Genomic DNA, 7290 nt, shown 5'->3' with positions numbered 1-7290 from the left:
GTGGCGCTGACCGTCATGCGCTGGGTGCCGAGCACCGAGAGCAGGCGTGGCGCCTCCGCGGAGGGCGAGCCCGGCACCGCGGTGTGGATGACGAGCCGCTGGTCACGGTCGGCGATGTCGAGGACGTCGCAGTTCACGGTCACCGGGCCGACCAGCGGGTGCTGAAAGGTCTTGATCAGGGTGTGCTCGTCGTCGACGTCGTGCGACTCCCACAGTTCGCGGAACCGTTGGCTGCCCGCGAGCAGGTCGCGGACCAGCGCCGCCACCTCGGGGTCGTCGGGGTAGCGGGCGGCGGTGGCGCGTAGTCGCCGGGCCGAGCTGCGGGTGAACTCCTCGACGTCGGACACCCCGTACAGCACCCGGCCGTCCGGGTGCGGGCCGAGGAAGGCGCGGCGAACCAGGTTGCGGTCACGTCGGGGCAGCGCCGAGAAGTCCTCCATCAACGCCGCCGCGAGATCGTTCCAGGCGATCACCTCGTAGCTGGCCGACGTCACGTGGGCGGCCGCCTGGGGCAACCGCTCGATCAGGTCGAGGATGCTCTGCCGCACCTCGTGCGGCGGCCCGGCCGGCGGGGCCGGCGGCCTGCCGGCCAGATGGTGCAGGTGGTCGCGCTCGGCGTCGGAGAGGCGCAGCGCGCGGGCCAGGCCGGCCAGCACCTCGGGCGAGGGGTGCGGGGCGCGGGCCTGTTCGAGCCGGGTGTAGTACTCGATGGAGATGAACGCCAGCCGGGACACCTCCTCGCGTCGCAGCCCGGGCGTGCGGCGCCTGGTGCCGGCCGGCAGGCCCACCTCGGCGGGGGTGTGCCGCTCGCGCCGGCTGCGCAGGAAGAGGGCCAACTCCTGTCGATTCACCCCTCAAGTGTGCGCCGCTGGACGGGCTCAGCCAGTGGCTCACCGCCTCCCGCACCGCGGCGTACGACCGGCTGCCCACCAACCCGCCCTCCTGGCTGGCCGACAACGGACCGCTCACCGCGCAGGAGAAGAGCACCCTAAACACCAACTTCCGCAAGCGTGCCCAGTCCGTGCAGGCGGTCGATCGGCTGATCGGCAACCTGCGCGCCCAGCTCACGACCAACGGCATCGCCGACAACACCTATGTCGTGTTCAGCTCCGACAACGGCTTTCACATGGGCGAGTACCGGTTGACCGGCGGCAAGCAGACCGCCTTCGACACCGATGTGCGGGTCCCGCTCGTCGTCGCCGGGCCGGGCGTCGTTCCCGGATCGCAGCGCACCGAGATCGTGCAGAACATCGACCTGGCACCGACCTTCCAGCGCATCGGCGCCGCCGACGTCGGCACGCACGTCGACGGGCGCAACCTGCTTCCCCTCGCGCAGGGCGAGGCGGCGCCGAACTGGCGTACCGGGGCGCTGATCGAGCACCACGGCCCCAACCAGGCCGCCGACGATCCCGACGCCCAGGACCGCCGCAACGGCAGCCCGATCACCTACGAGGCTCTGCGGACCGCGACCTACACCTACGTCGAGTACTCCAACGGCGAACGGGAGTACTACGACAGGACCGCCGACCCGCACCAGCTCGACAACATCGCGGCCGGCCTTTCGGCCACGCGACGGGCCGCGCTGCACGGTGCCCTCACGTCGTACGTCGCCTGCCACAGCCACTCGGCGTGCTGGACGGCCGGTCACGTGCCGGCCTGACGAGCGCGGGTTCCCTGGCGGCCTCGACAGCCGTCCCGACGCCGGCTTCACTCCGCGGACGTGACGACCCGCGCGAGTGGAGCCGCGCGGCCGGCTCGGTAGCGACCCGGCGTCGTTCCGATGATCGCGCGGAACGCCGCGATGAAACTGCTGGGGTTGGCCCATCCGCAGGCGTAGGCGGTCCGGGTGGTGTCCCAGCCGTCGGCCAGCAGCACGAGTGCGTGGTAGACCCGCAGCTGCGTCCGCCACTCGTAGAAGGTCATGCCGAGTTCGTCGCGGAACAGTCGGCTGAGGGTACGAGGGCTCACTCCGATCGTCTTTCCGAGTTCGGCCAGCGTGGCGTTGTCCGCCGGCGTCTCGTACAGCATCCGGGCGAGGGCTTGCAGGCGGTCGTCCCGCGGCTCCGGCCTGTCAAGCCCTATGCAATCCGGGTATAGGTTCGCTGGGTGGATGTGGTCGCCGCCTGCCGGGCCTTCGTCGCCGTCAGTGGCCACGGCAGCTTCACCTCCGGCGCCGCCGCTGCGGGCATCCCCCAGTCGGTCGCCAGTCGCCGCATCGCCGCCCTGGAGGAGCACTTCGGGGCGCGGCTGTTCGACCGGTCGTCCCGCGCGGTGCGGCTGACGTCGTTCGGCCAGGACATGCTGCCATCGGCCCGGCGCCTGGTCGACCTCGCCGATGCCATTGGCGACGACGCCCAGCGGGCACGGTTGCGCCCGCTGCGCGTCGCCGTACCCGAGATCTGCTCGCCACACCACCTCGCCGCTCTGGTGGTCGCGGCGCGGCGGCAGCAGATCCACCTGGAGGTACGGCCGGCCGGCCCGGCCGAGCGTGAACGGCTCTGTCGAACCCTGGAGGTCGCTGCCGGGATCGTGGCGGTTCCGGAGGCGGCGGCGTCTTGGCGGGTGCCGCTCGGACTGGCCGCCCGGACCCCCTTCCCGGCGCCGACGGTGTTCCTGGAGACGCTGCGCAGCGGCCGGGCCCGCACGCAGGCACGCCGGCGGATCCTGATCCAACCCGAGGACGACGTCGCGCACCTGCGGGACCCCCTGACCCGTGCCAGCCAGTCGGCCGGCCTGGGGCCGGCCCAGGTGGCGGTCGCGCCGTCCCTCGTCGACGCCGCGGCAGCGGCCCTCGGCTCCCCCGACCTGCTGCTCTGCTCCCGTCAACAGGCCGAGGACTTCGGACTGCACTGGTGCCCCCTCGCCGACCCCCGGCTCCTGCGAGGCTACGAGGTCGCCGCCGGCGTACGCGAGGACCTCGATCAGCTCAGCACGGTCCTCGACGCGGACATCGCACGATGCCTGGGCGCGACCGATGGCGACCCGGGGCCGGCCAGGGGTCGCACACGCGGTGACCGCACGACGGGAGATCCCGCGTGAGCGCCACCGCCGTCGTCCGCAACGCCCAGGACCTGCTCGACGAGGCCGGGTTGCACGGCGCGTTCCTGGTCCGCAACCTCGACACCGGCGAGGAGCTCGGCTTCGACGCGGACACCCCGTACCCGACGGCGTCGCTGGTGAAGGTGCCGCTGGCGGTCGCCGTGCTCGAACGGATCGCGCGCGGGGAACTCGACCCGGCGGCACCCGTCGACGTCCTGCCCGGTCGAATCACCACACCCGGCCCGACCGGGTTGAGCCGCTTCCGCCATCCGGCGCGGATCGCCGTGGACGACCTGCTCTACCTGAGCACCTCCGTCAGCGACGGAGTCGCAGCCGACGCCCTGTTCGACCTCGTCGGGCCCACCGAGGTCGCCGCCGAGCTGCGGCGACTGCGGATCGAGGGCATCGCCGTGCGACACCGGGTCGGCGACCTCGCCGAGACCCCGGCGGAACGTCTCGGCCCCGACGACGTACACCTGGCTCACGCCCTCGCCATCGGCGCCGGAACCCCCGGCCAGGGCCACCCGGTCGCCCAACTCGACGTCACCCGCGCCAACACCGGATCGGCCCGGGCCTACGTCGACCTGCTGCACGCCCTCTGGCGCCCCTCGACGATCCACGAGACCACCGCCGAGCGGGTACGCGCCCTGATGGGCGACAACCTGCACCGCCAGCGGCTCGCGCCGGACTTCACCTCCGACGCGTCCCGCTGGTCGTCCAAGACCGGCACCCTGCTGCACCTACGCCACGAGGTAGGGGTGGTGGACCACGCCGACGGTCAGTCGTACGCGGTCGCCGCGCTCACCGCCTCCCGGGTGCCCGCTGTCGCGCAGCCCGGCAGCGAGGCGACGATGGCACACGTCGCCCGGACACTGCACGGCCACCTCCGCACGGGCACCCTGCCCTGGTGGAGTTAGTCAGCTGGTGGCCCGGGCGCACGCTCGGCGGCACGGCACACCGTCACAACGCGGCGACCACGACCTCCGTTGCCCTGGCGATGAGGGCGTTGTCGTAGCTGGCGTCCTTCTCGTCGCGGCTGGACAGCACCGCGAGGACGATCGGCGCCCGGTCCGGCGGCCAGATCACCGCGATGTCGTTGCGGGTGCCGTAGCCACCGGCACCGGTCTTGTCCCCGACGACCCAGCCATCGGGAACACCGGCGCGGATCAGCTCGCCGCCGGTGGTGTTGCCCCGCAGCCAACCATTGAGGATGTCGCGGTCCGCCGGTTCGAGGGCGTGGCCGACGGCGTACGCCCGCAGATCCTGGGTCAGGGCCCTCGCGGTGCTGGTGTCCCGCCGGTCACCTGGCCTCGCCTCGTTGAGCTCGGTCTCGTAGCGCGCCGGATCGGTGACCTTGTCTCCGACCTCGCGCAGTTCCTTCTCGAACTTCTGTGGTCCGCCGAGCTGACGCAACAGCAGGTTACCGGCGGTGTTGTCGCTGTAGCGCACGGCCGCGTCGGCGATCGCGCGCAGCGTCATGCCCTCGGCGACGTGCCGCTCCGTGATCGGCGAGTAGGTCACCAGGTCGTCCGCCGAGTACCGCACCACCCGGTCCAGCTCGACGTCGGTGGTCTCGTCGAGGACCTCGGCGGCGGCCAACGCCTTGTACGTCGAGCTGTACGCGAACCGCTCGTCGTCCCGGTACTGCACGGTCCGGCCAGTGCCGGTGTCGATCGCGTAGACCCCGAGCCGCGCGTCGAACCTCTCCTCCAGTTGCCGGAACTCGTGGTCCCGGTCAGCGGCGGTGGACGGGTTCACCGTTGCCGCACGGTCCGGCGTCGGCTGCTCGGCGGCATCGGCGGGGCCGCAGGCGGCCAGTGACACCACTGCCAGCGCGGTTACCAACCCGTCTGTCGAAAACACCATGATCGCTCCTTGTCGGTGTCGTGAGGTCCGGCGCGGGCGGCGCCGGTCGGACAAGGCTCGACCCTGACAGGGATTCGGCATGCGGTCGAAGACGGAACTGGCGGTGTTCATGCTGATCTGGCATCGCCCGCGCCCTGACCGACCTCGCTCCACCGCTCGACTCGGACCCGTCAGGAGCTGGTCCCGCGAAGGGACCATCGGCGCACCAGAAGGCAGAAGCCCAGGGCGGGACCGGTCAGGCGGCTGCGACACGTCCGTAGCCTCGTCGACGACCCACTCAACCCCGGACGCCTCCGGTCGCGTCTCTCTCTGCATCCGCTCGTGATCGCGAGGCGGATATGACCTGGAGGTGGCGTGAGTCGGTACGAGGACGACGAACAGTTCCGGCTGTTCGTACAACGACAGTGGGGGCCGTTGCTCCGAACGGCCTACCTGCTGACCGGCGACCGGGGAACAGCGGAGGACCTGGCGCAGTCGGCGTTGGAGAAGACTCATCGGCGCTGGGGGCGGGTACTGCGCAGGGACGCCCCCGAGGTCTACGTACGCCGGGTGATGGTCAACACGGCGATCTCCTGGCGGCGTCGGCGGCGGCCGCTGGAGGTGCCGCTGCTGACCTCCGACAGCGCGCCGACGCCGGACGCGTACGCGCAGGTGGAGGAGCGGCAACTGCTCCTCACCGCGCTGCGGCGGTTGCCCCCCAGGACCCAGGCGGTTCTGGTGCTGCGCTACTTCGAGGACCTCAGCGAGGCGGACACCGCCAAGGTTCTCGGCTGTTCCATCGGCTCGGTGAAGAGCCAGGCGTCGCGCGGGTTGGCCCGGATGCGGGTGGAGTTCGCCCCACCCGCTTCCCAGTCCCCGGTACGGCTCGAGGAGGAACTGGCATGACCGAGAGCTTCGCAGATTCGACGCTCAGTCCTGCGCTATGGCAGGCCGCGCACGGCGTCAACGTACCTGAGGACCCGTGGCCGGGGTTCGCCCGGCGCGAGCGACGGCACCGGCGGACGCGGCTGATGCGGGCGGTGGTGGCCGCTGCGGTCGGAGTCGCGCTCGTGGGGGTCCAGACCAACGTGGTGCCCCTGCCCGGATGGGCGCCTGGCATCGCGGTCGCTGCCGCCCCGGCAGCGCTGCTCGACGCGCCGGCCCGGGGCGCGCTGGCCGGCGATCAGGCCTGGCTGGACACGCTGCGGGCGCGGATCAGCACCGACAGCGCGTTGGGTGGCTGGAGCCCGGACGGCATCTGGAAGGTCGGCGATCGTGACCGGATTCGTTTGCTTTACGGCAGTGACCAGCCGGGCCAGCGGGTCGCGCTGGTCGCGGTGCCGCTCCGCCTCGGCCTACTGAGCAAGCAGGCGCTGGTCTGGTACGTGGGTCCGGCCGGGGCCGGCGCCGAACAGATGCGCTACGCCGGCCACAGCGAGGGCGTCGACGACCCGGTGATGACCCTGATGCAGGCCGGTCCCGACCGGGGCGGATTCGCGGTCGTCGTCGGGCCGGCCGAGTCCACCGTGATGATCAGTGGCGACCCTCGGTACACACCGAGGGGAACCCTGGAGTACCAGGACCTCGCCAGGGCGGACGGCAGCGGGGTCGGGTTCGCCGTCCTGCCCCCCGCGCCGCTTCGGAACGAACCCGTCGTCCGGGTCAGCCGTGGCGACCAGCTGCTCTACCAGGGGGGCCTGGGCGGCGGCCCGTACGACGCGATCGACCCGACCGGACCGGAGATGGACGTCCTGCTCGCCGCCGCCCGACGGGGTGCCCGAGGTACGCCGGTGGACGATGCCAGCCTGCGCGACTTCGTCCAATCGGCACTCCTCGACAGTCGTCTCCCGGCTGCCGGGACGACAGTGCGGGTGCGTTGGTCGGGCAGCGGGCACGGCCAAGCCGCCACGCTGCTCACCGTGCAGCCTGCCGGCGGCGGGGTGATCGCGTACGCCAGACACGGCGACGACCGAACCGGCTGGTGGACCGACCTGCGGCTGCTGCTGCCGGCCGAGGGCGCCGACCAGCGACCAATCGGCTGGCGGATCCGGGCCGACGACGGCACCCGTCCGCCGACGGACCAGGTGCGGGTGATCGCCCCGCCGGACGCGGCCCGCGTCACGGTCACGATCGGCGGCGCACCCCCCGCCACGGTCACCCTCGACGCGTCGAACGCCGGCATCACCCGGATACCGCCGGACCAGCCGGCCACCCTCACCGCGTACTCCACGGACGGCAGCGTCCTCGGAGCCACTCCGGTGCCGCCGGTCGAGGCCGACATGTCGGGCCTGCCGGGCGACAGCCCGGCCACCCGGGTGACCCCCTGACGAACCGAAAGCGTGGGCGAGCCGTCCGAAGACGGCTCGCCCACGCCGCCGTCCGCAGTCAGGGTCCGCTTGACGTGGC

8 protein-coding genes are annotated in these 7290 nt (G+C 72.3%); 5 read left to right on the top strand and 3 right to left on the bottom strand.

Features of this window, described 5'->3' with window-relative positions; translation table 11 throughout:
* Positions 1 to 851 (bottom strand): helix-turn-helix transcriptional regulator (locus tag AB0J68_RS22805; RefSeq protein WP_363940414.1); only part of this gene is annotated, 851 nt, incomplete at its 3' end.
* 17 nt (positions 852 to 868) lie between these two features.
* On the opposite strand from AB0J68_RS22805, the gene AB0J68_RS22800 reads away from it, so the two are divergent.
* Positions 869 to 1660, top strand: coding sequence for a sulfatase-like hydrolase/transferase (locus AB0J68_RS22800; RefSeq protein WP_363940415.1), 792 nt, complete (start codon positions 869 to 871; stop codon positions 1658 to 1660).
* A 47-nt stretch (positions 1661 to 1707) separates the two neighbouring features.
* Here the strand turns inward: AB0J68_RS22800 and AB0J68_RS22795 are convergent, their stop codons facing one another.
* Positions 1708 to 2028, bottom strand: a complete 321-nt coding sequence (locus AB0J68_RS22795) for a helix-turn-helix transcriptional regulator (protein WP_355063513.1) — start codon at positions 2026 to 2028, stop codon at positions 1708 to 1710.
* Between the two features lie 78 nt (positions 2029 to 2106).
* Between AB0J68_RS22795 and AB0J68_RS22790 the strand changes: the two genes are divergently transcribed.
* Positions 2107 to 3039, top strand: coding sequence for a LysR family transcriptional regulator (locus AB0J68_RS22790; protein ID WP_363940413.1), 933 nt, complete (start codon positions 2107 to 2109; stop codon positions 3037 to 3039).
* The gene (locus tag AB0J68_RS22785; RefSeq protein WP_354862885.1) at positions 3036 to 3956 is read left to right on the top strand and encodes a serine hydrolase; all 921 of its coding nucleotides are present in this window, start codon (positions 3036 to 3038) and stop codon (positions 3954 to 3956) included. The genes AB0J68_RS22790 and AB0J68_RS22785 overlap by 4 nt, the downstream gene beginning before the upstream one ends.
* A gap of 43 nt (positions 3957 to 3999) precedes the next feature.
* Here the strand turns inward: AB0J68_RS22785 and bla are convergent, their stop codons facing one another.
* Positions 4000 to 4905, bottom strand: coding sequence for a class A beta-lactamase (gene bla, locus AB0J68_RS22780; protein WP_363940412.1), 906 nt, complete (start codon positions 4903 to 4905; stop codon positions 4000 to 4002).
* 354 nt (positions 4906 to 5259) lie between these two features.
* On the opposite strand from bla, the gene AB0J68_RS22775 reads away from it, so the two are divergent.
* Both AB0J68_RS22775 and AB0J68_RS22770 read left to right on the top strand, forming a co-directional pair.
* Positions 5260 to 5790, top strand: coding sequence for a SigE family RNA polymerase sigma factor (locus AB0J68_RS22775; RefSeq protein WP_354862881.1), 531 nt, complete (start codon positions 5260 to 5262; stop codon positions 5788 to 5790).
* Positions 5787 to 7211, top strand: coding sequence for a hypothetical protein (locus AB0J68_RS22770; RefSeq protein WP_363940411.1), 1425 nt, complete (start codon positions 5787 to 5789; stop codon positions 7209 to 7211). The genes AB0J68_RS22775 and AB0J68_RS22770 overlap by 4 nt, the downstream gene beginning before the upstream one ends.
* Positions 7212 to 7290 lie beyond the last annotated feature (79 nt).

The organism is Micromonospora sp. NPDC049580 (genome assembly GCF_040675595.1).
Classification (GTDB): domain Bacteria; phylum Actinomycetota; class Actinomycetes; order Mycobacteriales; family Micromonosporaceae; genus Micromonospora.
This window is presented reverse-complemented; position numbering and strand designations above follow the sequence as displayed.